The organism is Streptomyces sp. NPDC029044, from assembly GCF_040637495.1.
Lineage (GTDB): Bacteria > Actinomycetota > Actinomycetes > Streptomycetales > Streptomycetaceae > Streptomyces.
On record NZ_JBEZWN010000001.1, the window covers coordinates 384,432 to 407,049 of the forward strand.

The following is a 22,618-nucleotide window of genomic DNA, read 5'->3' on the forward strand; positions in this document are numbered from 1 at the left end:
CGCGCACCCGTCGGGCCGGTCCGGGCGCCCCGGACCGGCTCGCGGTGCGGCCCCCCGTCCCCCGGTCCTGGAAAGGCCTTGCCGTCCTCATGCGTGAGAACCTGCCCGCCGTCGCCGTCTGTGCCCTCGCGCTCGTGGGGGTGCTCGCACCCTCCGCCGCCGGGGCCTCCGCGCCGCCGCTGCCCCTGCCGGTCACCGCGGTGGAGCCGCTGGTCACCGAGGGGGTCTCCATCGAAGGCCCGCTCGTGCAGAACGTCAGTCTGCCCACGCTGAAGTAGCGCGGCGCGTCCGGTAGCTGTCGCCGTCCAGCCGCACGATCTCGGCGTGATGGGCGAGGCGGTCGGTCAGCGCCGGGGCGGACGGGCCGAAGACCTCGTCCCAGCGGCCGAGCGGGCGGTCGCTGGTCAGGATCAGTGAGGCCCGCTCGTAGCGGTGTGCGACGAGCTGGAAGAACAGGCCCGCGGTCGCCGCGTCGCAGGGCGTGTAGCCCACCTCGTCGACGATCAGGAGGGGGTGATCGTCGAGAGAGCGGAGCTCCGCGTCGAGCCGGCCGGCGGCCCGGGCTTCGGAGAGCCGGGCGGCCCACTCGGCGGCGGTCGCGAACAGCACCCGGTGCCCGGCCTGACAGGCCCGCACGCCCAGGGCGACGGCCAGGTGGGTCTTGCCGGTGCCGGGCGGCCCGACGAAGACCACGTTGCGCCGGGCGTCGACGAAGTCCGCCTTGCCGAGCCGCGCGAGGACCTCCCGGTCGAAGCCGCGGGGATGCTGCTGGTCGAACTCCTCCAGCACCTTGCGCGCCGGGAACCCGGCGGCCCGGATCCGTGCCTCGGCGTCGGCGTCGGGGTCGGGTTGTGGGGGGACGGCGGCGGCCGGGGTCCTCCCGGATTCCGGTTCCGTGTGCTGCCCGCCGCCCTGGTCGGAGGCCTGCGCGGGCGCGGCCGGTGCGCGGTCGGCGTGGCCGCGGTCGGTGTGGGCGACCATCGGGCCCGACATGTAGGCGAGGATCGCGGCCGACGCGATGAACGCCATGTGGATCACCGTCCCCCACAGCAGGGCGTGCCGGGAGGTGTGGTGGACGTCCACGAACATCTGGAGCAGGTGCACGGAGGAGATGCCCACGATCGCCGTGGCGAGTTTGACCTTCAGCACGTTGGAGTTGACGTGCGAGAGCCATTCGGGCTGGTCACGGTGGCCCTGGAGGCCGATGCGCGAGACGAACGTCTCGTAGCCGCCGACGATCACCATGATCAGCAGGTTGGCGATCATGACGACGTCGACCAGCTTGAGCACCGCGAGCATGACGTACGTCTCGGTGGCGTGTCCGCTCACGCACATCAGGATTAAGGTCCACAGCTCCTTGAAGAACTTGTAGACGTAGACGCCCTGGGCGGCCACCAGCCCGAAGTACAGGGGGGCCTGGAGCCAGCGGGTGGCGAACAGGGCGTAGCCGAGCGTGGTGGTCGTCGGATTCTGCACCTTCGCCATTCTTCGGGGCCGCGATGGAAAAACTGAATTCACACCACACGTTGGGATGAATAGGCATTCAGTACGACCGGACGCACAGATCACACCACCTGACGCGGTGGATCAGGCACACTTGACGTTTGGCCGAGGCGTCGCGCTGTCGAGCCGTCCGAGCCCTCCGGCCGTAGAAAGGGTGCCGCGCGTGAATGGTCCGCTGATCGTCCAGTCCGACAAGACCCTGCTCCTGGAAGTCGACCACGAGCAGGCCGACGACTGCCGCCGGGCCATCGCCCCGTTCGCGGAACTGGAGCGGGCGCCGGAGCACATCCACACCTACCGCGTGACCCCGCTGGGCCTGTGGAACGCCCGCGCGGCGGGGCATGACGCCGAGCAGGTCGTGGACGCGCTCGTGCAGTACAGTCGCTACCCGGTGCCGCACGCGCTGCTCGTGGACATCGCCGAGACGATGGACCGCTACGGCCGTCTCACCCTGTCCAAGCACCCGGCGCACGGGCTGGTCCTGACCACCACCGACCGCCCGGTGCTGGAGGAGATCCTCCGGTCGAAGCGGATCACGCCGCTGGTCGGCGCCCGTATCGACCCGGACACGGTCGTCGTGCACCCCTCCGAGCGCGGGCAGATCAAGCAGACGCTGCTGAAGCTCGGCTGGCCCGCCGAGGACCTCGCCGGGTACGTCGACGGCGAGGCGCACGCGATCGAGCTGGCCGAGGACGGCTGGGCGCTGCGGCCGTACCAGAAGCAGGCCGTGGAGAACTTCTGGCACGGCGGGTCGGGCGTCGTCGTCCTGCCCTGCGGCGCCGGGAAGACGCTGGTCGGCGCCGGGTCGATGGCCCAGGCGAAGTCGACCACCCTCATCCTGGTCACGAACACCGTCTCCGCCCGGCAGTGGAAGCACGAGCTCGTGAAGCGGACGTCGCTCACCGAGGACGAGATCGGCGAGTACAGCGGGACGAAGAAGGAGATCCGGCCCGTCACGATCGCCACCTACCAGGTGCTGACGACCCGGCGGAAGGGCGTCTACCCGCACCTGGAGCTGTTCGACTCCCGGGACTGGGGGCTGATCGTCTACGACGAGGTGCACCTGCTGCCCGCGCCGGTCTTCAAGTTCACCGCCGACCTCCAGGCGCGGCGGCGGCTGGGCCTGACCGCCACCCTGGTCCGCGAGGACGGCCGCGAGTCGGACGTGTTCTCCCTGATCGGCCCCAAGCGGTTCGACGCGCCGTGGAAGGAGATCGAGGCGCAGGGCTACATCGCGCCCGCCGACTGCGTGGAGGTCCGGGTCAACCTGACCGACTCCGAGCGGCTCGCGTACGCCACGGCCGAGACGGAGGAGAAGTACCGCTTCTGCGCGACGACCGCGACGAAGCGGAAGGTGACCGAGGCGATCGTGCGGCGGTTCGCCGGGCAGCAGATCCTCGTCATCGGCCAGTACATCGACCAGCTCGACGAGCTCGGGGAGCATCTGGGCGCGCCCGTGATCAAGGGCGAGACGTCGAACGCGCAGCGGGAGAAGCTCTTCGACGCCTTCCGCGAGGGCGAGATCAGCGTGCTCGTCGTGTCCAAGGTCGCGAACTTCTCGATCGACCTGCCGGAGGCGACGGTCGCCATCCAGGTCTCGGGCACCTTCGGCTCCCGGCAGGAGGAGGCCCAGCGCCTCGGCCGGGTGCTGCGCCCCAAGTCCGACGGCCACCAGGCGCACTTCTACTCCGTGGTCGCCCGGGACACCATCGACCAGGACTTCGCGGCCCATCGCCAGCGCTTCCTGGCGGAGCAGGGCTACGCGTACCGGATCATGGACGCGGACGAGCTGCTGGCGGAGAGCTGACGGGGCCGGGCCGGTCCGCTCACTTGCGGCGGACCACGCCGACTTCCTCTCCGTACTGACCGAGGACGACCACGTCGAAGGCTGCGCCCGCGAAGACCTTCACGGCGCGCAGGGCATCGCCGAGGCGGTGGCGGTGGCTGCCTGCCACGGCGGTGGCGCCGGGCGGGCGGCCCGGTGCCGGGGCGGGGGAGATGGTTGCTGCGCTCATGTCTCCATGGTGCGTTTTCGTCCGTAAAGCCCGCGTCGGTCTCCGGGCCGAACTGTGCGGTGGTCCGTGTACGCCCGTGGGGCGACCCGGCCCCCTCAGGGAGGAGGGCCCTTTCCCCTAGGGGATGAGGGAAGAGCGACGGTAGAGAAGGGCGCAGAAAACCGTTCGCGGCCGGCGCCCCCGCTCCTCTAAGATCTCCGCTCTTGCCCGCCTCCCTCACGGAGTGCCGCCGACCGGACGGAAACCGGCCGGCATCTCACCGCCCACTCTTTCGCAGGTCCCTCCGGAGGCACCCCCTTGTCCACGCCCGTCGACGACCCGCTCGCGCGTGAGCGCTCCCACCTTTCCGCGTCCCGTTCCGCCCTGCGTGCCATGCGCGAGGGCGTCGAGGCCCTCGACATCAGCGACGTCACCGCGAACTGGGTCAACGCCGAGGCGCTGGCTCACCAGATCGAGGAGCGCATCAAGGCGCTGGCCGACCTCAGCGGCACCCCGCTGTTCTTCGGCCGGCTCGACTACCTGCACGCCCCCGGCGCCGAGGGGGCCGAGGGCGCGGAGGGTGAGCGCTTCTACATCGGGCGACGGCACGTGCACGACCACGACGGCGACCCCATGGTCATCGACTGGCGCGCGCCGGTCTCGCAGCCGTTCTACCGGGCCTCCAAGAAGGACCCGATGGACATCGCGCTGCGCCGCCGCTTCGGCTACACGGGCGGCGACCTCACGGCGTACGAGGACGAGCACCTGTCGGACCCGGGGGAGGCGGCACGGACCAGCAAGCTGCTCCAGCAGGAGATCGAGCGGCCGCGTGTCGGCCCGATGCGGGACATCGTCGCGACGATCCAGCCCGAGCAGGACGAGATCGTCCGCTCCGGCCTCTCCGGCACGGTGTGCGTGCAGGGCGGCCCGGGCACCGGGAAGACCGCCGTCGGCCTGCACCGGGTCGCCTACCTCCTCTACGCCCACCGCGAGCGCCTCGCCCGCACCGGCACCCTGGTCATCGGCCCGAACCGGTCCTTCCTGCACTACATCGAGCAAGTCCTGCCCGCTCTGGGCGAGTTGGCAGTCCAGCAGGCCACCGTCGACGACCTCGTCGCGCACGTCGAGATCAAGGGCGCGGACGACGCGACGGCCGCCGTGGTCAAGGGCGACGCCCGGCTGGCGCAGGTGCTGCGCAGGGCCCTCTACGCGCACGTCACGATGCCCACCGAGCCGGTCGTGGTCGTGCGCGGCTCCCGCCGCTGGCGGGTACCGGCCTACGAACTGGAGGACATCGTCCGCGAGTTGCTAGACCGCGACATCCGCTACGGCGCCGCCCGCGAGGCCCTGCCGCAGCGCATCGCGCACGCCGTGCTGGTGCAGATGGAACGGTCGGGTGAGGCGCCGGACGACCGGGTGCAGGACGCGGTGGCCCGCAACAGCGCGGTCAAGGCGGCGGTCAAGGCGGTCTGGCCGGCCGTCGACCCGGCCAAGCTGGTGCTGCGGCTGCTGTCGGACGCGGAGTTCCTCGCCGTCCACGCCGACGGCATCCTCGACGGGGACGAGCAGAAGGCGATCCTCTGGACGAAGCCGGCGCGCAGCGTGAAGTCGGCCAAGTGGTCACCCGCGGACGCCGTCCTGATCGACGAGGCCACCGACCTGATCCAGCGCACGCACTCCCTCGGGCACGTCGTCCTCGACGAGGCGCAGGACCTCTCCCCCATGCAGTACCGGGCGGTCGGCCGCCGCTGCACCACCGGCAGCGCCACCGTCCTCGGTGACCTGGCGCAGGGCACGACGCCCTGGGCGACCCGGAGCTGGCAGGAGGCACTGGAGCACCTCGGCAAGCAGGACGCGCTGGTGGAGGAACTGACGGCCGGCTTCCGCGTCCCGACGGACGTCATCACGTACGCCTCCCGGCTGCTCCCGCACATCGCCCCCGGCCTCACCCCGGTCGTCTCGATCCGCGAGAACCCGGGCCACTTCGAGGTCCGGCCGGTGACGGGGACGGCGGACGTGGTCGACGCCTGCCGGGTGTCCCTCCGCCACGAGGGCTCGACGGGCCTGATCGCGGCGGACGCCCGCGTGCCCGAACTGGCCGAGGCGCTGACGGAGGCCGGCATCCCGTACCTCGGCCCCGGCGAGGAGACCACCCGGGACACCCGCCTGACGCTGGTCCCGGCGTCCCTGGCGAAGGGCCTGGAGTACGACTACGTGGTCCTGGACGACCCCCGGGCGGTGGTCGACGGCGAACCGGACGAACGCACGGGCCTGCGCCGCCTGTACGTGGCCCTGACGAGGGCGGTATCGGGCCTGACGGTGACCCACACGGCCCCGCTGCCGGACCAACTGGCTTAGGGCCCAAGCGCATTCGATCCAATTCACACGGGTGCGGTCGATGAGTCCGGGCGGCGGCGGGAGTCTGATGGAGGACACCCGATCTCTGGAGGCCGCCCCATGACTGAACCACACGTTCTGGAAACCCGGGAGGCTCTGGAACGGGCGATCCGCGTCGAGCGGTCCGCGCTCGCTCAGGACCTCGTCGGGCTCAGCGAGGCGCAGTGGGCGAAAGCTTCACTGTGTGAACGCTGGACCGTCGAGGAGGTCGTGGCCCATCTGACGGCGGGTGCGCGCACGAGCTTCGGGCGCTGGCTGCTGAGCATGCTGGCCGCTCGGTTCGACTCCGGTCTGCACAACGACCGACGACTCGCACAGCACCGTGGTGCCACGCCTGAAGAGACCTTGCGGCGCTTTCGCGAAGTCGTCGCCGGGCCTGCCGGGCCGACCGGACATACGGCGGCCTGGCTGGGCGAAATCGTCGTCCACAGCGAGGACATCCGTCGGCCATTGGGGCTCGTGCGGACGCCCCCCGTGGCCACGACGACCGCCGTGGCCCGGTTCTTCGCCGGTCGCGATTTCACCGTCTCCAGCAACACCGCGATCGCGGGCTTGCGGGTCGAGGCCACTGACGGACCGTTCAGCACCGGCTCGGGGGATCTGCTCCGGGGACCGACCCTCTCCCTGGTGATGGGCATGGCAGGCCGTGCAGCGGCTTGTGAGGACCTTGAGGGGGACGGTGTGGCCGTCCTGCGCGCCCGCCTGCGCTCGGGTGGAGGAGCGAACTGAGGGCGGCCCGGGTGGGCGTGGGGGGTCCCCCTGCTCGAGTGAAGCCGAGAGCTCGGGGGAGGCACCCCGTCGGGCTCGGCTGCGCACCCACCCGGCCCCAGCCCCGACGCGGAGTACCTCTCAGACGCCGTCCACCGCAGCCCGCCACGCCGCAACCGCCTCGGTGGACACCGGCTCGCCCCACCCCCGGGGCCGAGCCGCTCCGCCGATGTGGAACCCGCCCACCCCGGCCGCCGACAGCACCGGCACATGCTCCAGCCGCAACCCGCCCCCCACCAGCAACCGCTGTTCATACCCGGGTTCCCCGGACCGCCCGGCCTCGGCGAGCAGCACGGGCAGGCCCTCATCGACCCCACCCGCAGCCCCGGCCGTCAGATACGTGTCCAGCCCCGGCATCCCGTCCAACTGCTTGCGCAGGGCGTCCCGGTCGGCGGCCCGGTCGATGGCCCGGTGGAACGTCCAGGGGCATCCGTCCAGCACCGCGACCACCCGCTCCACGGCGGCCAGATCAACCGCGCCCCCTCCGTCGAGGAACCCCAGCACGAACTCCTCCGCCCCGGCCTCCCGCAGCTCCGCGGCCGTATCGGCGAGCCGGTCGACATCCCCCGCCGCGAACCCGTCCGCCAACCGGATCATCACCCGCAGGGAGATGTCGACCGCACGCCGGATCCCGGCGACGGTGGCGGCCGACGGTGTGAGCCCGTCGGCCGCCATGTCGGTGACCAGTTCAAGGCGGTCCGCGCCTCCCGCCTGGGCGGCGACCGCGTCCTCGACACCGAGGGCGATCACCTCCAGGACTGCACGCTTGCTCATGGGGCCCCTTCGTCGGCATGGCGTCGGCGTTCGGACGCCTGACGGATGCGACAGGTCTAGTCCAATCAAAGACTACGCTGCCCACTCCCACGCCTTCCGAAGCCCCCGGAACCCCCGGAGCCCCGCCTCAGCCGTAGATGTTCAGCTCCTTCGCCTCCACCCCGGCCAGCTCGAACGCCGGCGCCCCGTCGACCGGCCGCCCCGTGTACAGCCGTACGAGCGTCGGCCCGTCCCCGATGAAACGGCCCGGGGGCCGCTCCCCGCCGCTCTCCCCCAGCCGTAGCGGCTCGTCGAGGTCGTCGAGGTCGGCGTGCAGCGGCACGTGCCCCCGCTCGCGGGTGATCCGGGCGAGCAGCGCGAGCGCGTCCGGCAGCCCGGCCCCGCCGTACGCCCCCGGCTCGCCGAGGGCCTCGCGGACGTCCCCGGCGTGCACCCACTCCCCGACGGCGAGGCCGTCCAGCCTGCCGCCGGCCCCGGCGATCGCGGGCCCGGCCGCGCCCATCCCCCGCTCCAGCTCGTCGATGACCTGCGCGTCGCTCCAGTCGGCCCGGTCCGCGATGTCCCGGTCGTTGGCCTCGGGGGAGAACACGCCCTCCTCGAACCGGCCCTCCGCCACCCGGGTCAGCGCGGCCGAGCAGTGCGCCAGCACGTCCCGCACCGTCCAGCCCGGACACGCGGGGACCGGCAGCGCGAAGTCCTCTTCGGCCCGGCCCCGCAGCAGCGGGATCAGCGCGTCACGCTCGATCGTCAGCAGCCGCCCGGGCTGCTCGGGGTCCCGTACGTCAGGCACATCAGCAGGTGTCGTCATGACCCCCACGCTAGGTGCCCGATGCCGCTCAGCGGGAGAATGCCCCCATGGCCGATCTCGACTCCCTGCGCACCCGCTTCGCCCGCACCCTGGAAGCGGCCCGGGGCCCGGCCGGTGGCCCGGACCCGGCTCCGTACGCCGATGCCCTGCTCACCCGCTGGCAGGAGCCCCAGCGCCGGTACCACACGGTCGGGCACCTCACGGCGGTCCTCGACCGCGTCGACGAGCTGGAGCGGTACGCGCACGACCCGGATGTGGTCCGGCTGGCCGCCTGGTTCCACGACGCGGTCTACCTGCCCGACCGCTCCGAGAACGAGGAGCGCTCGGCCCGCCTCGCCGAACGCGCCCTCGCCGAGGCCGGCGTGCCCGACGCGAAGACCGCCGAGGTGGCCCGCCTGGTCCGGCTCACCGTCACCCACGACCCCGCCGACGACGACCCCGACGGCCAGGTCCTGTGCGACGCCGACCTCGCGGTCCTCGCCTCGCCCCCGTCGGCGTACGCCGCCTACACCGCGGCCGTCCGCGAGGAGTACCACTTCGTCCCCAGCGACGCCTTCCGCGCGGGCCGCGCCGCGATCCTGCGCCAACTCCTGGACCTGCCCCGCCTGTTCCGGACTCCGCACGGTACCGCCGAGTGGGAGGCCACGGCCCGCCACAACCTCACCGCCGAGCTGGAAATGCTGTCGCTCCCACCCCACGACGCCTCGTAGCCTCCCCACCATGTGGACAACGGGAGCGGAACAGGTGGAGCAGGCCGTCGCCGAGTGCGTGAGCCTGCTGGGGGCGGTCACCGAGCGGGACTGGGAAGGGGTACGGGCGGGGCGGCTGGAGTGGAGCTGCCGGGAGACCGCGGTGCACATCGCCGAGGACCTCATCGCGTACGCGGGGCAGCTGGCGGGACGGGAGCAGGACGGGTACTCGCCGTTCGAGCTGTCGCTGGAGGAGGGGACCGACAACGCGGGCGCGGTGCGGGTGATCGGCGCGATGGGCGTCCTGCTCGCCGCCGCGGTCCGCACCACCCCGCGGGACGTGCGGGCCTTCCACCCGTACCCGTTCCGCAGCGCGAACCGTGACGGGTTCGCCGCGATGGGCGTGGCCGAGGTGCTGCTGCACACGCACGACATCTGCGAGGGGCTGGGCCTGTCGTACGAACCGGCGCCCGAGCTGTGCGACTTCGTGCTCACCCGGCTCTTCCCGCACGTCCAGCCCGGCCCGACCCCGTGGCCGACCCTGCTGTGGGCCACCGGCCGCGGGGAACTGCCCGGCCGCGCCCCGGTCACCGGGTGGCGCTGGAACAACAACCTGGTGATCGGCACCGAGCGGCTCACCCTGGAGGGCGTCACCCCCGCGGCGGCCGACGACCTGTCCACGGTCGGCGACGGCGGCTTCGAGTGGATCGAGGGCGGCCCGGTCGAGGGCACCCGGGTCGGCGCCGGGCTGATCCACAAGCAGTACGAGGACGGGGTCCACCGCCCGGAGTGGGGCATGTACGTGCTCGTCCGGCGCGAGGACGGCCGCGCGCTCGGCGCCATGGGCTTCCACGGCGTCCCGGACGAGGCGGGGCGGGTCGAGATCGGCTACGACCTGGTCGAGGGCGCCCGCGGCCACGGCTACGCCACCGAGGCGCTGCGCACGCTGTCGGCGTGGGCGCTGGCCCGGGACGAGGCGCGGACCGTGGTCGCGATGGTCGAGCGGGGCAACCTGCCGTCGCAGAACGTGCTCGCACGGGCCGGATTCACCCAGGTGCCCGCCGAGGACCCCGAGCACCTGGCCTACGAGCTGCGCGAATCCCGGGAGGGATAGCGCCCCTTGGGCCGCCGCAGTCCCGCCGAGTGCAGCAGCCGCACCACCTCGCGGCTGCCGACCTCCACGGCCCCGGCGGCCACCGCGTCGGCGTACCGCTCGTCGGGGATGTCGTAGTGGTCGCGCTCGAAGGCCCGGCGGGGGACGCCGAGGCGCGCGGCGAAGGTGTGGAGCTCGTCGTAGGAGACGTCGCTGACGAGGTGGGACCACATGCGGCCGTGGCCGGGCCAGGTCGGCGGGTCGATGTAGATCGTCACGAAGGCCTCACGAGGACGCCGGCCCGCCGATGGCCTCGCCCAGCGACCCCACCGCCGCGACCTTCACCCCGGCCTCGCTGCACACCCAGTGCGGGTCGGGCCCCAACTCCGGCTCCACGTCGAGGGCGTGCGGCTCACCGGCGCCGCACACCGGGCACAGCGGCCAGCGGCCGTACCGCTCCAGCAGGGAGTCCTGGACGTCCTGCGCGACCAGGCCGGCCACGTACCGCGCACCCTCGGGCCACTGCTCGACCCACCATCGGCGCTGCTTGACGGACTCCTCGACCAGCGACACGACATCCGCGTCGGCGACGCGACCGGCGACGAGGTCGGCCAGCACGAGGGCGCGCGCGGCGTGCAGCGCCTGCTCCAGGGGGCTGATGGGATCCATGCACCCATTGTGCGCACTCTTGACCCCGGCGCCGCGCCGAAAATATCTTTCAATCGTGACCCGAGACGTGAAGGAAATTTTCGCCGGTGAACGGGGCGGCTCCCCGGGGGCGAGCACCCCGCCCGCCCCCGCCGCCCTCGCGGCCAAGGTCCGCACGCTGGGGCCGTCGATGACGCGCTCCATGCAGCGCGTCGCCGAGGCCGTCGCCGGCGACCCGGCCGGCTGCGCGGCCCTCACGGTCACCGGCCTCGCCGAACTCACCGGCACCAGCGAGGCCACCGTCGTACGCACCGCCCGCCTGCTGGGCTATCCGGGTTACCGGGACCTGCGGCTCGCGCTCGCCGGCCTCGCCGCGCAGCAGCAGTCGGGCCGCGCGCCGGCCATCACGACGGACATCGCCGTGGACGACCCGATCGCCGACGTGGTCGCCAAGCTCGCCTACGACGAGCAGCAGACCCTCGCCGACACCGCCGCCGGCCTCGACACCGTCCAACTGGGCGCGGCCGTCGCCGCGCTGACCACGGCCCGCCGCACCGACGTGTACGGCGTCGGGGCGTCCGGCCTGGTCGCCCAGGACCTCACACAGAAGCTGCTGCGCATAGGGCTCATGGCTCACGCCCACAGCGACCCGCACCTCGCCGTGACCAACGCCGTGCAACTGCGCGCGGGCGACGTCGCGGTGGCCGTCACGCACTCCGGGTCGACGGGGGACGTCATCGAGCCGCTGCGGGTCGCCTTCGAGCGCGGTGCGACGACAGTGGCGATCACCGGCCGCCCGAACGGCCCGGTCACGCAGTACGCCGATCATGTCCTCACCACGTCCACCGCACGCGAGAGCGAGCTGCGGCCGGCGGCCATGTCGTCCCGGACCGGCCAGCTCCTCGTGGTGGACTGCCTGTTCGTGGGGGTGGCGCAGCGGACGTACGAGACGGCGGCGCCGGCGCTGTCCGCTTCGTACGAGGCGCTGGCCCACCGGCATCGTCCCTGAGGGCCGCGCCGCCCCGCCCAGCACCGGAAAGACACGGAAAGAGCCGTCCATGACCTCCACCTCCAGCCCCCGTGACGTCAGGACCGAGTTGGAGTCCCTGACCACCGAGGCCTTCCGGCCGGACCTCGCGGACATCGACCGGCTGCCCACGCTCGACATCGCCCGGCTGATGAACGGCGAGGACGCCACCGTGGCCGGGGCGGTCGCGGCCCGGCTGCCGCAGATCGCCGCCGCCATCGACGCCGTCGCCGAGCGGATGGCCCGGGGCGGCCGCCTGGTCTACGCGGGCGCGGGCACGGCGGGCCGGATGGGCGTCCTGGACGCCTCCGAGTGCCCGCCCACGTTCAACACCGAACCCTCCCGGGTCGTCGGCCTGATCGCGGGCGGCCGGGACGCCGTGGTCACCTCGGTGGAAGGCGCGGAGGACTCCCGGGACCTCGCCGAGGCAGACCTGAAGGCCCTCGCCCTGACCCCCGACGACACCGTGGTCGGCATCTCCGCCTCGGGCCGCACCCCGTACGCCATCGGCGCGGTGGAACACGCCCGCGCCCGCCGCGCCCTCACCATCGGCATCGCCTGCAACTCCGGCAGCCCGCTCGCGGCCGCCGCCGACCACGGTATCGAGATCGTCGTGGGCCCCGAACTGCTGACCGGATCCACCCGCCTGAAGGCCGGCACGGCGCAGAAGCTCGTCCTCAACATGGTCTCGACGATCACGATGATCCGGCTGGGCAAGACCTACGGGAACCTGATGGTCGACGTCCGCGCGTCGAACGACAAGCTCCGGGCCCGCTCCCACCGCATCGTCGCCCTCGCCACCGGAGCCGCCGAGGCGGACATCGAGCGGGCCCTGACCGCCACGGACGGCGAGGTCAAGAACGCGATCCTCGCCCTCCTGGCCGACGTCGACGGCCCGACGGCGGCCAGGCTGCTGGCGGAGTCCGACGGCCACCTGCGCGCGGCCCTGGCGGCGGCGGCGGCCGGCTGAACCGTCACGCCCCCACGACCACCCGCTGCTCCTCGCCCTCCCCCTCCCCCAGCCGCTCGGCCTGTTCCGCCGCCGCCTTCTCGGCCAGGGCGTTGACGGCCGTGTTGAAGCGCTCCATCGACGTGGGGCGGTCGGGGCCCAGCACGTACTCCTTGAGGACCCGGCGCTCGGGTGCCATCGGGTCGTGGGCGGGCTCGCGGACCGACCGGAGGATCTCCGGCAGGCGGGTGCAGTCCCGGTCGAGGAGATAGGCGCCACCGGCGGTGGTGTACGCCGCCCGGAACTCCTCGTCGGGCAGGTCGTTCGCGTTGGTCAGCACGTACGGCTTGAGGCTCGCCACGAAGTCCGCGACGACCGACGAGACATCGCTGATGAGCATGTCGGCCTGGTCGAAGCACTCGTACAGCGTGGGCAGTTGCTTCAGGATCACCTGGTGCCGGAGCGGACCGCGGCTCTCCCGGAACAGCCGGTGCCACTCGGCGCGCAGCTCGTGCCACTCCGCCTCACCGTCCCCGGCGGGGACCCGCGCGTCGCGCACCTGCTGGGCGTCGTCGCCGGTGAGCCGCCCGGACAGTTCGCCGAGCCGGGCCTGGATCTCCGCGAGCCGCGGCCGGACGGCGGCGATCGCGGCCTCGGCCTCCCGACTCTCCCGGGCGTCCCGCCGCTCGTTGTCGGCGCGCAGCAGCTCCCGGACGGCCCGGTCGGCCTCGGCCGCCACCCGGGACCGCTTGCCGGTGAGGGGGTGCGGCTTGTACAGGACGCGGACGTTCTCGGCGAGCAGCCGCTCGACCAGCGGCACGCCCATCGGGATCAGCGACGTGTGGCAGTCGTCGTCGCTCCAGCCCTCCCAGGTCGGCGCGTACAGCACGGTCGGCACCGGCCCCGGCACGTGGTCGGCGTGCAGCCGGATCGACGACAGCTGCGGGCGGCCCACCTCGACGATCGCCGAGTCGCTGATGGCGTGCCGCACCCGCTGGTAGCGGTCGCGCCCGGCCCGCCCGGCCACCCAGATCTCGTCGTACACCTTGCTCACCCGGTTGCTGCTGGCGAGCTTGTCGCTGTCGCCGTGCCCGATGAACACGTGCTTGGCCTCGGCGACGCGCAGCATGTGCACGTTCTTGCCCGCGTTGCCCGGGTAGAGGACGACCCGCAGTTCGGGCAGCTCCAGCTGCGCCACGTCGTCGGCCTTCGGCACGCACACGACCGGGATCGACGTCCGGCCGAGGTAGCGGAACGACGCCCGCTCCCGCAGGATGATCAACGGCCGCCGGTCGAGCTGCTCCAGCGTCTCGATCCACATGTTGACCTGGTACATGAAGTCGCGCGACACGGCCGCGAAGCTGAAGTACAGCGCCACCTCCGGCCGGTATCCGGCGAGTTGCCGGTTGAGCTCGGCGATCACCTCGTCGTCCGGCGGCATCCGGCGGGCTCGGCGCAGCTGCCCGAGCAGCGCCGCAACGGCCGCGGCCGCCAGCCCGGCGGTGAGGGCGAACCCGATGCCCGCGGGCTGCCACGCCCCGGCCGCGAGCGCGGCGAGGAGCCCGGCGTGGGCCGGCAGGTCCAGGTGCAGCAGCTTGCGCAGGAAGCGCCGGTAGAGGAGAGCGGGCGGCGACTGCGGGATGCCCGCCCCGCTCATGTCGAGGTTGCGCACCACGACCGGCAGCGTGCGGCGCCGCCGGATGGCGTGGTGCACCGCCGTGTACAGGATCACCAGGCTGAAGTGAGCGCTGAAGACGGCCAGCGCGGCCACCAGCACCGCGCCCGGCGCATCCATCCGGTCGGCCAGCGCGAGCAGCATCACCGTCCGCACGGCGAACCGCATCGTCCGGGTCAGCTGCAACGCGGCCAGCCGCCGCACGAAGGCGGGAGCGCGGGTGTGCAGCACCTCGTCCACGGCGTACGTCACGGCCGAGGCGGCGGCGAACCCCCACAGCGAGGGGAGCAGCGCGAAGACGGGCAGTGCGGCGAATCCGGCGGCGAACAGGAACACGAGAAAGAGGTCGGTCTTCCCGCGCACACGCAGGACACCGCACAGCCAACGGAACGTCATAAGACAGGATTCCTCTGGGGAAAGGATGTGATTTCCGAAAGTGGCGTGCGGTGGGGCGAACGCCGGCGTATGCGCGATACGCCTGTTCGACGGTGATGGAGGGCGAATGGTTGTACATCCGTCGTTGGCTATTACTTCACCGTGACTTGGGCTCCCGGTTGACTTGCCGAACGCGCGCCCGCAGGGCCTCCCGCACGGGCAACGACCGCAGTACGTCGGTGAGTTGCTCAGCCGTGCGTACGTTGCACCGCCCCAGATCGACCAGGGCGAACGGCTCGTCACTCGCAGCCGTGACCGGATCCACGCGCAGGGACGGCAGCACGACGCCGACTCCCGCGAGGGCGTCCCGCAGCGACTTCACGATCTCTTCGGTCGAACGCACCTTGCTCCTACCTCCACGCTGAGTTTGTGATTCACCACACAGCGTGTCCGACGCGTCCCTAGCCTGGCCAGATACGGCGGTCCAACAACCCGATCTGTACGACAGGGAGTCGCCCATGCCCGGTTCCAGGGACCTCGACCCGTCCTCCTCCCCTCGGGCCCTCCTGGGCGCGGAACTCCGTCACGCCCGCGAGAAGGCCGGCCTGAGCCAGGAGGAACTGGGACAGCGGCTGTTCGTGAGCGGGTCGTTCATCGGGCAGCTGGAGGCGGGGACGCGGAGGTTGCAGCGGGAGTATGCGCGGTTGCTGGACGAGGTGCTGGGGACGGAGGACTTCTTCCAGCGGAACTGTGTGGCGGCGGCGAAGTCGAAGTATCCGGAGCACTTCGCGGAGGCGGCGGAGGCAGAGGCCCGGGCCACGGCCATCAGGGAGTACGCGTCGATGCTGATTCCTGGCCTGCTCCAGACCCCCGCCTACGCCCGCGCAGTGTGCCGCGCGTATCAACCGACGGCACCGGATGAGGAGATCGAGAAGAGGGTGGCCGCCCGGATGGAGCGGACCCACATCCTCGACGATCCAACAAAGCCCTTGTTGTGGGCCGTGATTGACGAGTCGGCGTTGCGCCGGGTGACAGGTGGGCCGGATGTCATGGCCGAAGCTCTGCGACACATCACCGACCTGGCCCGCCGCAGCCGGTCCATCGTGCAGGTGCTGCCGTTCGATGCGGGGGCGCACCCTGCCATGCAGGGGTGCGTCAAGCTGATGGACTTCGCCGACGCGCCTCCGTTGGCGTACCTGGAAGGCGTCGGCACCGGGCGACTGGACGACGATCCCGCCACCATCGCGGAGTACCGCTTCTACTACGAGTTCCTCGCAGCCTCAGCACTCTCGCCTGAGAAGTCTCTAGCCCTGCTCGAAGCGATGACGCAGGATTACGACCATGAGGAACATGCCTGAGTGGTACAAGTCCAGCTACAGCGGCGGGAGCGGCGACAACTGCCTGGAAGTCACCCAGGCATTCCCCGATGTCATCCCGGTCCGCGACTCCAAGACCCCCCACGGCCCGAAGCTCGTGTTCCGGGCGATGGCCTGGTCCGCATTCGTCGAGAACCTCAAGGACGAGACCGCCTGAGCTTCGGGACCCGGGCTTCGAGCCCTCTTTTCAAGGAATGGGTGGAGGGCTCCAACCCACCCTCCCACCCATTGAGTTGACGCGACGCGTCCGGCTTGCCACGGACAGTCACGTACCTCTACCGTTCCTGGACAAGCAACAGCCCCCGCCCGGTGCTCCAACACCTGCGGGGGCTTAACCAACGAGATCGAAAGCAGTCGATCCCATGGCTGACGCCAACTTTAGTGCTGCCTCCCCGTCCGCGCACCCCCTGGCGAACCCGGGCTACGGCAAACGCACCACCCCCGACCAACTCCCCGGCACACACCACGACTTCGCGCACCTCCCACCCCGCGAAGCCGCCATCGCCGCCTACCTCGACCGGCTCCCCGACGGCGCGGACATCTCCGTAAAAACGCTGGCCAAGCAACTGCCCTACGGACAGTGCGCCCTCGGCACCGCCCTCAACCGCATCCAGCAGGCAGGCCACCTGCGCCGGGGCCGGGAGTGCATCACGGCCGACGACGGCAGCTCCCGCTGGATCACCCGATCATGGTGGTCCCGCACCGCCCGGGATGAAGACTGGTGGGCCGCCTTCACCCGCGGCGACGTACCGCAGCAACCAGCACGCCCCACCCGCTCCCGCGCCCACATCCTCCTGGCCGCCCTCGGCCGCACCACGCCCGTGCTGTCCCTCTCCGAGGCAGACTGCGCGGCCCTGGCTCCCCTCGTGACGGACTGGTTCGAGCGGGGCGCCTCGGAGGACGGCGTACTGCGAGCAGTCACCGCGGGCCTGCCGACGCCGGTCCACCACCCCGCCGCCCTGGTCCGCAACCGCCTGACCAGCAAACTCCCACCACCCGCCCCGCTCCCACCCCTACGGGTCCTGGAGTGCGCGAACTGCGGCGCTCCGGGGCGTCCGGAGTCCCTGCCAGGGGGCCGTTGCAGCGCCTGCCGGGGCGAACGCGCCCCCGCACAACCCCCCGCACCCCTGTCCGCCCCCACGGTTCACGCCCACGCGGCGGGGATCCGCGCGGCGATGTCCCGACGACGCCACGATTACGCCGACTGAGGACAATGGACCCATGAACCACGCCCAGCTGACCGCCCTAGGCCGCGCCCTCCGTCTCCTCGGTGAGCACGGGGAGGCCCTCACCGCCGACACCCCGGACGCCAAGCTGCACGAGGTCAAGGCCGATCTGAAGCGTGCGCTGGACCTGCTGGAGGAGAGCGTCTCGAACGCCGCGCCCACCACCCGCTGCCCCGAGCACCCGAACGGCCCCGTCGACGAGGCCGCCCCCGACCTGTGCCTGCTGTGCGAGACGCGGCGCCGGGCAGCCCGCCGGAACGAGTTCAACGGGCCCGCCCCCCAGCACCAGCCCATCCAACCCGCGCCGTCCCGCTACGGCGTGAGCGGCGACCGCCCCCAGCCCCAGCAGCGCTGGCTGGCGGAGCTGTGGAACGGCCAGACCTGGCAGCTGTGCGGCACCCCGCGCCGGGACCGCCGCGAGGCCGAGCTGTTCATCAACGCCCAGCGCAAGGCACCCCGGGCCGCCATGGCGTACCGGCTGGTGCACGAGTTCACCGACTACGAGGTGCTGCGGGTGTGGGGGACCCCGGTGAGGGTGGACATCGAGCCCATGGGCAACCTGTAGGCCCTACAGCAGCGGCAGCGGCAGGAACTCGTACCCCTCCCACAGCCGCCGCGACCGCTCCTCCGGGTACGCCGTGACCACCGGCTCCGCGTCCAGCACCTGCACCAGCCGCTGCTCGTCGTCGTAGGCCGGCCAGCCGGGGTCGCCCGTCCTCGCGAACGCCGTCCAGGACGCGCGGAAGCGGGACGACAGGGACAGCGCCTCGGCGGACGGCTCTCCGCCCGCGAACAGCAGGAGCCCCAGGTCAGCGCCGTAGGTGCCGAACAGCAGCGGGATGTCCAGGCCGTGACAGGCGCCGAGCGCGCCGCCGTTGCCCGGAGCCGGCCAGGTCAGTTCGTAGACGTGCGCGCGTCCGCCGCCCGCGCGCTGCGCCTCGGCCAGGTGCAGGGACGGCATGTTGAAAAGCCAGTCCGTCTGGACGCGTTCGTAGAGCTCCGAAGGGGAGGCCTCCGGAAAGGCCGCACGGTAGGCCTGCTCGCCGTCGGACCCGGGGGCGAACAGGCGCAGGGCCGAGGCCGCCCCCTCGTCGGTGATCTGGCCCAGCCGGCCCGCCATGGCGATGAACAGGCGGTACTCGTCGCGGTTGTGGCCGACGAGCAGGTCGACGTCCTTCGCGGAACCGGCCGCCAGCGCCTGCCACGGTGTGGTGGGCAGGACCTCGCCGTCGACCACCGGGGAGAAGGGCGTGACCGTGGGTGCCGCCTGGCCCCAGCGGTCGACGCGCTGGAGCATCTTGGCGCTGAGCGTCTCGCCCGCCGACGTCAGCCGGTGCGGAGCGATCGCCGAGAGGTCGGCGATGGTGGGGCGCAGGCCCAGCTCGGCGGCGAGGGCGGTGCCGATGTCCCGGGCCAGGGCGTCGGAGAAGAACGTACCGGGCACGCTCTGCGCGATCGCCCGCCGGAACAGACCGGCCGCATCCGGCATGGAGAGCAGCGAGGCGATCGAACCGGCGCCCGCGGACTCCCCGAAGACCGTGACCTGACCGGGGTCGCCGCCGAAGGCCTCGGCGTTGTCCCGCACCCACTTCAGCGCGGCCACCTGGTCGAGCAGCCCGCGGTTGGCGGGAGCGCCCTCGATGAACGCGAAACCCTCCATGCCCACGCGGTAGTTGAGGGACACGACCACCACGCCGCCCTCGGTGGCGATGCGCCGGGCGTCGTAGCCGGGGCTGCCGGAGTGACCGAGCTTGTAGGCGCCGCCGTAGATCCACGCCATCACCGGCCGGCGCGCCGCCGGGTCGGGTCCGGGCGTCCAGACGTTGACCGTGAGCCACTCGTCGCCCTCGGGTACGTCGAGCAGGCCCGGGCCGCCCAGGTTGCCGAGGTCCTGCGGGGGCGGCGGGCCGAAGGCGTGGGCGTCGCGTATGCCGTCCCAGGGGTGGACGGGGCGGGGGGCCATGAAGCGGGCCTCGCCCACCGGGGGTGCGGCGAACGGGATGCCGCGGAAGACCGCGAGTCCCTCTTCCCATCGGCCCCGAACCGCTCCGGCGGTCGTACGGACCTCCGGCGCGGGCTCCTCGGGAAGACCGCCCGTCGGCGGGTGGGACTCGGTCGTGGCCATCTGGATCTCCTCACACGGCACCGGTGAACAAGCGTTCAGCCAGTGTCCTTGACTGACGCAAGGAGATCCAGAGTCACAGGTGCCGGTTCAGCTGAGCGTCTTCAGAGCCGCCGCGGCGTCGTAGGGGGCCAGCTCGTCGAAGCGGCCGTCGAGGACCTTCCGGGCCCACTGCGGGTCCTGGAGCAGGGCGCGGCCGACGGCGACCATGTCGAACTCGTCGCGCTCGAAGCGGTCGAGGAGGTTGTCGAGGTCGCCGACCTCGGCGCCCTCGCCCTGGAAGGACTTGAGGAAGTCGCCGCCGTCCAGACCGACCGAGCCGACGGTGATGGCGGGCTTGCCGGTGAGCTTCTTGGTCCAGCCGGCCAGGTTGAGGTCGGAGTCCTCGAACTCGGGGACCCAGTAGCGGCGGGTGGAGGCGTGGAAGGCGTCGACGCCGGCGGCGGCGAGCGGCGTCAGGATGGACTCCAGCTCCTCCGGGGTCTCGGCGAGGCGGGCGCGGTAGGCCTCCTGCTTCCACTGGGAGTAGCGGAAGATGACGGGGAAGTCGGCGGATACGGTCTCGCGGACGGCCGCCACGATCTCCTCCGAGAGCTTGGCGCGGGCGACGCGGTCGCCGCCGTAGGCGTCGGTGCGGCGGTTGGTGCCCTCCCACAGGAACTGGTCGAGCAGGTAGCCGTGGGCGCCGTGCAGCTCCACGCCGTCGAAGCCGATGCGCTCGGCCGCGGCGGCGGCCTCGGCGAACGCGCCGATGACGGCGTCGATGTCGGCCTGCGTCATGGCCTTGCCGGTGGGCTCGGTCGCGCCGATGCGCAGCCCGGAGGGACCGACGGCGGGGGCGTCGGCGACGGGCGGCTCGCCCTGGTTGCGGACCATGCCGATGTGCCAGAGCTGCGGCACGATGGTGCCGCCCGCGGCGTGCACCGCCTCGGCGACCTTCGCCCAGCCCGCGAGCTGCTCCTCACCGTGGAACCGCGGCACGCGGTCGCTCTGCCCGGCCGACTCGTGTCGGACGTAGGTGCCCTCGGTGACGATCAGGCCGACTCCGGCGGCGGCGCGGCGCGCGTAGTACGACACGACGTCCTCGCCGGGCACGCCGCCCGGGGAGAACATGCGGGTCATCGGTGCCATCGCGATCCGGTTCGGAACGGTCAGGCCGCCCAGCGATACGGGCCGGGAGAGGATTTCGGCGGCGCGGGAGGCGGAGGCGGCGACAGTCACGTGGGGGCTCACTTTCGGATACCGGAGGGTATGTGCATACGCATAAGACCTAACCTTCAACCATCCGGTCCCGTCAGGGCCATCCCACCCCTGCTGTGATCCCGGACACGCGCCCCGCACTCACCCGTCACGCTCCCCGGACACGCCCGAGGGCGGCACCCCCTGTCGGAACAGGAAGTGCCGCCCTCGGCAAGGACGTTGATCGACCGGGTCGATCAGAAGTCCATGTCACCGCCCGGCATGCCGCCGCCGGCGGGCGCGGCGGCCTTCTCCGGCTTGTCGGCGATGACGGCCTCGGTGGTGAGGAACAGCGCGGCGATGGAGGCGGCGTTCTGCAGCGCGGAACGGGTCACCTTCGCCGGGTCGATGATGCCCTCGGCGATCATGTCGACGTACTCACCGGTCGCGGCGTTCAGGCCGTGGCCGACGGTGAGGTTGCGGACCTTCTCCACGACGACGCCGCCCTCGAGACCACCGTTGACGGCGATCTGCTTCAGCGGGGCCTCCAGCGCGAGCTTCACGGCGTTGGCGCCGGTCGCCTCGTCACCGTCGAGCTCCAGCTTCTCGAAGACCTGGGAGGCCTGGAGCAGGGCCACGCCACCACCGGCGACGATGCCCTCCTCGACGGCCGCCTTGGCGTTGCGCACGGCGTCCTCGATGCGGTGCTTGCGCTCCTTGAGCTCCACCTCGGTGGCGGCACCGGCCTTGATGACCGCGACGCCGCCGGCGAGCTTCGCCAGGCGCTCCTGGAGCTTCTCGCGGTCGTAGTCCGAGTCGCTGTTCTCGATCTCGGCGCGGATCTGGTTCACGCGGCCCTGGACCTGGTCGGCGGAGCCGGCACCGTCGACGATGGTGGTCTCGTCCTTGGTGATGACGACCTTGCGGGCCTTGCCCAGCAGGTCGAGCGTGGCGTTCTCCAGCTTGAGGCCGACCTCCTCGGAGATCACCTCGCCGCCGGTGAGGATGCCGATGTCCTGGAGCATCGCCTTGCGGCGGTCGCCGAAGCCCGGGGCCTTGACGGCGACGGACTTGAAGGTGCCGCGGATCTTGTTGACGACCAGGGTCGACAGGGCCTCGCCCTCGACGTCCTCGGCGATGATCAGCAGCGGCTTGCCCGACTGCATGACCTTCTCCAGGAGCGGGAGCAGGTCCTTGACGTTCGAGATCTTGGAGTTCGCGATCAGGATGTACGGGTCGTCGAGGACGGCCTCCATACGCTCCATGTCGGTGGCGAAGTACGCCGAGATGTAGCCCTTGTCGAAGCGCATACCCTCGGTGAGCTCCAGCTCCAGACCGAAGGTCTGGGACTCCTCGACGGTGATGACGCCTTCCTTGCCGACCTTGTCCATGGCCTCGGCGATGAGCTCGCCGATCTGGGTGTCGGCGGCGGAGATGGAGGCCGTGGAAGCGATCTGCTCCTTGGTCTCGACGTCCTTCGCCTGCTCCAGCAGGGCGGCGGAGACGGCCTCGACGGCCTTCTCGATACCGCGCTTGAGGGCCATCGGGTTGGCGCCGGCGGCTACGTTGCGCAGACCCTCCTTGACCAGGGCCTGAGCGAGAACGGTCGCGGTGGTCGTACCGTCACCGGCGACGTCGTCCGTCTTCTTGGCGACTTCCTTGACCAGCTCGGCGCCGATCTTCTCGTACGGGTCCTCGAGCTCGATCTCCTTGGCGATGGAGACACCATCGTTGGTGATCGTGGGCGCGCCCCACTTCTTCTCGAGGACGACGTTGCGGCCCTTGGGGCCGAGCGTCACCTTGACGGCGTCCGCGAGCTGGTTCATGCCGCGCTCGAGGCCGCGCCGCGCCTCCTCGTCGAACGCGATGATCTTGGCCATGTGAAGTGGTCCCTCCAGGACTGGGGGTGATTACTTCGGACCGCGCCCGCGCCCGCGACGGACGGCTCGCTTGCCTTGTGGTTCCTTCCCCACCCGGCCTGCGGGCCTCACCGACCCGGTCCTTACGTTGTCACT

General features: G+C 71.9%; 23 protein-coding genes. 12 read left to right on the forward strand and 11 right to left on the reverse strand.

The features are described from left to right. Positions 1-89 precede the first annotated feature (89 nt). A complete protein-coding gene (locus AB0E85_RS01810) occupies positions 90-278 on the forward strand; it encodes a hypothetical protein (protein WP_361921379.1) in 189 nt (62 codons plus the stop codon). Here AB0E85_RS01810 and istB read toward each other — a convergent pair. Beyond that, entirely contained in the window at positions 256-1,476 is a 1,221-nt protein-coding gene (gene istB, locus AB0E85_RS01815) for an IS21-like element helper ATPase IstB (RefSeq protein WP_361921381.1), read from the reverse strand. The genes AB0E85_RS01810 and istB overlap by 23 nt on opposite strands. Before the next feature lie 190 nt (positions 1,477-1,666). Between istB and AB0E85_RS01820 the strand changes: the two genes are divergently transcribed. Further along, positions 1,667-3,310 carry a DNA repair helicase XPB gene (locus AB0E85_RS01820; protein WP_361921383.1) on the forward strand — a complete coding sequence of 548 codons (1,644 nt, stop codon included), beginning with the start codon at positions 1,667-1,669 and terminating at the stop codon, positions 3,308-3,310. A 19-nt stretch (positions 3,311-3,329) separates the two neighbouring features. Here the strand turns inward: AB0E85_RS01820 and AB0E85_RS01825 are convergent, their stop codons facing one another. Next, positions 3,330-3,518, reverse strand: a complete 189-nt coding sequence (locus AB0E85_RS01825; RefSeq protein WP_161366646.1) for a hypothetical protein — start codon at positions 3,516-3,518, stop codon at positions 3,330-3,332. Between the two features lie 297 nt (positions 3,519-3,815). On the opposite strand from AB0E85_RS01825, the gene AB0E85_RS01830 reads away from it, so the two are divergent. Then, positions 3,816-5,855, forward strand: coding sequence for a UvrD-helicase domain-containing protein (locus AB0E85_RS01830; RefSeq protein WP_361921385.1), 2,040 nt, complete (start codon positions 3,816-3,818; stop codon positions 5,853-5,855). A 99-nt stretch (positions 5,856-5,954) separates the two neighbouring features. Next, positions 5,955-6,623: a maleylpyruvate isomerase family mycothiol-dependent enzyme gene (locus AB0E85_RS01835; protein WP_361921387.1), complete on the forward strand. Its 669-nt coding sequence runs from the start codon at positions 5,955-5,957 to the stop codon at positions 6,621-6,623. A 120-nt stretch (positions 6,624-6,743) separates the two neighbouring features. Here the strand turns inward: AB0E85_RS01835 and AB0E85_RS01840 are convergent, their stop codons facing one another. Together AB0E85_RS01840 and AB0E85_RS01845 are read right to left on the reverse strand one after the other, a co-directional pair. Next, positions 6,744-7,436 (reverse strand): copper homeostasis protein CutC, encoded by a 693-nt coding sequence (locus AB0E85_RS01840; RefSeq protein WP_361921389.1) that lies wholly within the window; start codon positions 7,434-7,436, stop codon positions 6,744-6,746. Between the two features lie 127 nt (positions 7,437-7,563). Further along, a complete protein-coding gene (locus AB0E85_RS01845) occupies positions 7,564-8,244 on the reverse strand; it encodes a maleylpyruvate isomerase family mycothiol-dependent enzyme (protein ID WP_361921391.1) in 681 nt (226 codons plus the stop codon). 47 nt (positions 8,245-8,291) lie between these two features. Here AB0E85_RS01845 and AB0E85_RS01850 point away from each other — a divergent pair, with 47 nt between their 5' ends. Both AB0E85_RS01850 and AB0E85_RS01855 read left to right on the forward strand, forming a co-directional pair. Continuing rightward, positions 8,292-8,954: a hypothetical protein gene (locus tag AB0E85_RS01850; protein ID WP_361921393.1), complete on the forward strand. Its 663-nt coding sequence runs from the start codon at positions 8,292-8,294 to the stop codon at positions 8,952-8,954. 34 nt (positions 8,955-8,988) lie between these two features. Then, on the forward strand, positions 8,989-10,047 hold the full coding sequence (locus AB0E85_RS01855; RefSeq protein WP_361921458.1) for a GNAT family N-acetyltransferase: 1,059 nt from the start codon (positions 8,989-8,991) through the stop codon (positions 10,045-10,047). Here AB0E85_RS01855 and AB0E85_RS01860 read toward each other — a convergent pair. Together AB0E85_RS01860 and AB0E85_RS01865 are read right to left on the reverse strand one after the other, a co-directional pair. Then, positions 10,017-10,304: a DUF4031 domain-containing protein gene (locus AB0E85_RS01860; RefSeq protein WP_361921394.1), complete on the reverse strand. Its 288-nt coding sequence runs from the start codon at positions 10,302-10,304 to the stop codon at positions 10,017-10,019. The two genes, AB0E85_RS01855 and AB0E85_RS01860, sit on opposite strands and share 31 nt — an antisense overlap. Before the next feature lie 7 nt (positions 10,305-10,311). Beyond that, positions 10,312-10,695, reverse strand: a complete 384-nt coding sequence (locus AB0E85_RS01865) for a hypothetical protein (protein WP_031103587.1) — start codon at positions 10,693-10,695, stop codon at positions 10,312-10,314. Between the two features lie 55 nt (positions 10,696-10,750). Here AB0E85_RS01865 and AB0E85_RS01870 point away from each other — a divergent pair, with 55 nt between their 5' ends. Continuing rightward, positions 10,751-11,683, forward strand: coding sequence for a MurR/RpiR family transcriptional regulator (locus AB0E85_RS01870; RefSeq protein ID WP_361921396.1), 933 nt, complete (start codon positions 10,751-10,753; stop codon positions 11,681-11,683). A 49-nt stretch (positions 11,684-11,732) separates the two neighbouring features. Next, entirely contained in the window at positions 11,733-12,671 is a 939-nt protein-coding gene (murQ, locus tag AB0E85_RS01875; RefSeq protein WP_361921398.1) for an N-acetylmuramic acid 6-phosphate etherase, read from the forward strand. A gap of 4 nt (positions 12,672-12,675) precedes the next feature. Here murQ and AB0E85_RS01880 read toward each other — a convergent pair whose 3' ends face one another. Further along, the gene (locus tag AB0E85_RS01880) at positions 12,676-14,721 is read right to left on the reverse strand and encodes a hypothetical protein (protein WP_361921400.1); all 2,046 of its coding nucleotides are present in this window, start codon (positions 14,719-14,721) and stop codon (positions 12,676-12,678) included. Positions 14,722-14,857: 136 nt separating this feature from the next. Continuing rightward, complete coding sequence (locus tag AB0E85_RS01885; RefSeq protein WP_062927569.1) at positions 14,858-15,103, reverse strand: hypothetical protein; 246 nt, start codon at positions 15,101-15,103, stop codon at positions 14,858-14,860. A gap of 115 nt (positions 15,104-15,218) precedes the next feature. Between AB0E85_RS01885 and AB0E85_RS01890 the strand changes: the two genes are divergently transcribed. The 4 genes from AB0E85_RS01890 to AB0E85_RS01905 all read left to right on the forward strand — a co-directional run bounded on the left by AB0E85_RS01890 (position 15,219) and on the right by AB0E85_RS01905 (position 17,867). After that, positions 15,219-16,058, forward strand: coding sequence for a helix-turn-helix transcriptional regulator (locus AB0E85_RS01890; RefSeq protein WP_361921402.1), 840 nt, complete (start codon positions 15,219-15,221; stop codon positions 16,056-16,058). Next, on the forward strand, positions 16,042-16,233 hold the full coding sequence (locus AB0E85_RS01895) for a DUF397 domain-containing protein (protein WP_361921404.1): 192 nt from the start codon (positions 16,042-16,044) through the stop codon (positions 16,231-16,233). The genes AB0E85_RS01890 and AB0E85_RS01895 overlap by 17 nt, the downstream gene beginning before the upstream one ends. A 205-nt stretch (positions 16,234-16,438) precedes the next feature. After that, a complete protein-coding gene (locus AB0E85_RS01900) occupies positions 16,439-17,284 on the forward strand; it encodes a hypothetical protein (protein ID WP_361921406.1) in 846 nt (281 codons plus the stop codon). 13 nt (positions 17,285-17,297) lie between these two features. After that, positions 17,298-17,867, forward strand: a complete 570-nt coding sequence (locus AB0E85_RS01905; protein WP_361921407.1) for a hypothetical protein — start codon at positions 17,298-17,300, stop codon at positions 17,865-17,867. A 3-nt stretch (positions 17,868-17,870) separates the two neighbouring features. Here AB0E85_RS01905 and AB0E85_RS01910 read toward each other — a convergent pair whose 3' ends face one another. The 3 genes from AB0E85_RS01910 to groL all read right to left on the reverse strand — a co-directional run bounded on the left by AB0E85_RS01910 (position 17,871) and on the right by groL (position 22,483). Continuing rightward, positions 17,871-19,427: a carboxylesterase family protein gene (locus tag AB0E85_RS01910; RefSeq protein WP_361921409.1), complete on the reverse strand. Its 1,557-nt coding sequence runs from the start codon at positions 19,425-19,427 to the stop codon at positions 17,871-17,873. Positions 19,428-19,514: 87 nt separating this feature from the next. Further along, the gene (locus AB0E85_RS01915; protein WP_361921411.1) at positions 19,515-20,645 is read right to left on the reverse strand and encodes an NADH:flavin oxidoreductase; all 1,131 of its coding nucleotides are present in this window, start codon (positions 20,643-20,645) and stop codon (positions 19,515-19,517) included. Between the two features lie 215 nt (positions 20,646-20,860). After that, positions 20,861-22,483 carry a chaperonin GroEL gene (gene groL / locus AB0E85_RS01920; protein ID WP_161366664.1) on the reverse strand — a complete coding sequence of 541 codons (1,623 nt, stop codon included), beginning with the start codon at positions 22,481-22,483 and terminating at the stop codon, positions 20,861-20,863. Positions 22,484-22,618: the final 135 nt, after the last annotated feature.

Bases quoted from the DNA above. Each gene is read 5' to 3' on its own strand.
- AB0E85_RS01865 (WP_031103587.1), bottom strand. From the start codon at position 10,695: ATGGATCCCATCAGCCCCCTGGAGCAGGCGCTGCACGCCGCGCGCGCC.
- AB0E85_RS01890 (WP_361921402.1), top strand. From the start codon at position 15,219: ATGCCCGGTTCCAGGGACCTCGACCCGTCCTCCTCCCCTCGGGCCCTC.
- AB0E85_RS01845 (WP_361921391.1), bottom strand. From the start codon at position 8,244: ATGACGACACCTGCTGATGTGCCTGACGTACGGGACCCCGAGCAGCCC.
- AB0E85_RS01840 (WP_361921389.1), bottom strand. From the start codon at position 7,436: ATGAGCAAGCGTGCAGTCCTGGAGGTGATCGCCCTCGGTGTCGAGGAC.
- AB0E85_RS01810 (WP_361921379.1), top strand. From the start codon at position 90: ATGCGTGAGAACCTGCCCGCCGTCGCCGTCTGTGCCCTCGCGCTCGTG.
- murQ (WP_361921398.1), top strand. From the start codon at position 11,733: ATGACCTCCACCTCCAGCCCCCGTGACGTCAGGACCGAGTTGGAGTCC.
- AB0E85_RS01835 (WP_361921387.1), top strand. From the start codon at position 5,955: ATGACTGAACCACACGTTCTGGAAACCCGGGAGGCTCTGGAACGGGCG.
- AB0E85_RS01880 (WP_361921400.1), bottom strand. From the start codon at position 14,721: ATGACGTTCCGTTGGCTGTGCGGTGTCCTGCGTGTGCGCGGGAAGACC.
- AB0E85_RS01850 (WP_361921393.1), top strand. From the start codon at position 8,292: ATGGCCGATCTCGACTCCCTGCGCACCCGCTTCGCCCGCACCCTGGAA.
- groL (WP_161366664.1), bottom strand. From the start codon at position 22,483: ATGGCCAAGATCATCGCGTTCGACGAGGAGGCGCGGCGCGGCCTCGAG.
- AB0E85_RS01910 (WP_361921409.1), bottom strand. From the start codon at position 19,427: ATGGCCACGACCGAGTCCCACCCGCCGACGGGCGGTCTTCCCGAGGAG.
- AB0E85_RS01900 (WP_361921406.1), top strand. From the start codon at position 16,439: ATGGCTGACGCCAACTTTAGTGCTGCCTCCCCGTCCGCGCACCCCCTG.
- AB0E85_RS01825 (WP_161366646.1), bottom strand. From the start codon at position 3,518: ATGAGCGCAGCAACCATCTCCCCCGCCCCGGCACCGGGCCGCCCGCCC.
- AB0E85_RS01895 (WP_361921404.1), top strand. From the start codon at position 16,042: ATGAGGAACATGCCTGAGTGGTACAAGTCCAGCTACAGCGGCGGGAGC.
- AB0E85_RS01905 (WP_361921407.1), top strand. From the start codon at position 17,298: ATGAACCACGCCCAGCTGACCGCCCTAGGCCGCGCCCTCCGTCTCCTC.